This is a genomic window from Streptomyces sp. NPDC059456 (assembly GCF_042750055.1).
Taxonomy (GTDB): Bacteria; Actinomycetota; Actinomycetes; order Streptomycetales; family Streptomycetaceae; genus Streptomyces.
Genome location: NZ_JBHYVA010000035.1, coordinates 24,708 through 26,036, shown reverse-complemented (window position 1 = coordinate 26,036; position 1,329 = coordinate 24,708). Strand labels below are relative to the sequence as shown.

At 75.9% G+C, this 1,329-nt stretch carries 1 protein-coding gene, 1 pseudogene and 1 riboswitch; the gene and the pseudogene both read left to right on the top strand.

Annotation, left to right across the window (positions count from 1 at the left end):
- Positions 1-133: 133 nt before the first annotated feature.
- Entirely contained in the window at positions 134-631 is a 498-nt protein-coding gene (locus tag ACFXA3_RS05730) for a GNAT family N-acetyltransferase (protein WP_385182423.1), read from the top strand.
- Between the two features lie 48 nt (positions 632-679).
- Positions 680-821: riboswitch (cobalamin riboswitch) on the top strand.
- Positions 822-960: 139 nt separating this feature from the next.
- Positions 961-1,329 (top strand): annotated as a pseudogene (locus tag ACFXA3_RS05725) (ribonucleoside-diphosphate reductase subunit alpha); the annotation flags it as partial.

The following is a 1,329-nucleotide window of genomic DNA, read 5'->3' as shown; positions in this document are numbered from 1 at the left end:
TATTGGGCGCCCCCCCGCGCCCGCGGGGGCCCCCGGCGGGGCGGGGGGGCTAGCGGTGGGGCCCCCGGGGGGGCGCGCCCCGGGGCGCCCCCCCCCGGCCGGGGGGGGCCCCTTCGCCGTCACACTCGGTCGCATGGACTTCGAGATCCGGGCCGCCGAGCCCGCCGAGTACGAGCACCTGGGCGAGATCACCGGGCAGGCCTACACCGGGGACGGGCTGCTCGACCTGAACGAGGACGACCACTACCTGAACGTCCTGCGCGATGTCGCGGGGCGGGCCGACGCGGGCGACGTGCTCGTCGCCACGCGCGACGGCCGGCTGCTCGGCGGCGTGACGTTCGCCGCACCCGGCAGCCGCCTCGCCGACGTCGCGGGCCCCGGCGAGGCCGAATTCCGCATGCTGGCGGTGTCGGCCGGGGCGCGCGGCGCGGGGGTCGGGGAGGCCCTCGTACGGGCCTGCATCGAGCGCGCACGGGCCCTGGACGGGGTGACGGCGCTGGTGCTGTCCACCCAGCCCGCCATGCTCGGCGCCCAGCGGATATACGCCCGCCTGGGCTTCGTCCGCACCCCGGAACTCGACTGGTCGCCGGTCCCCGCGCTGACCCTGCTCACCTACCGGCTGGAGCTGTAACACCACGCTCAGCAAGGGGCCGACACAACATGTGGGGGGTCACGCATCAAGGGCCCCCCACATGTATGCTCGTCCTCGCTGTCGTCGCAGGGGAATCCGGTGGGAATCCGGAACTGTCCCGCAACGGTATGAAGTACACCCATTGGTGTCACCGCAAGTCCGATGACCTGCCGACAGTGCGCCCGGCTCGACCGAACCGGGTGTCGATACGTCCGGGCCTCGCGGTTGGGCCGGTGGACGCCGCGCGGTGCTGCTCTGCCATGCCCGCACGCGCCCGCTCGCGCCCGCACCGCAGGTGTCCCGGAGCCGAGCGAGGGAGAGCTCCCCCCGTGACCATCGCGCCTTCCGCACCGCGCGCCGAGTCCGACCCGTCCGACACCGGAATCGAGACCGGGGGACCTGGGGCCGCGCTGCTGCGGACCCTCACCGAGCTGACGGCCGACCTCCCCGACACCGACCCCGGCCGGGTCGCCGCCGCCGCGCGGCGCGGGCGCAGCGCCGCCGCCGACGAGGCCGAACTGCGCGCCCTGGCCACGGAGGCCGCCGCCGGTCTGATCTCCGAGGACCCGGCGTACTCCCGGCTCGCCGCCCGGCTGCTGACGCTGGCCGTCGCCGAGGAAGCCCCCGGCCAGGGAGCCACCTCCGTATCCCCCACCCTCCGGGTCGGTCACCCCGAGGGCCGGTTCGCGGACCGCCCC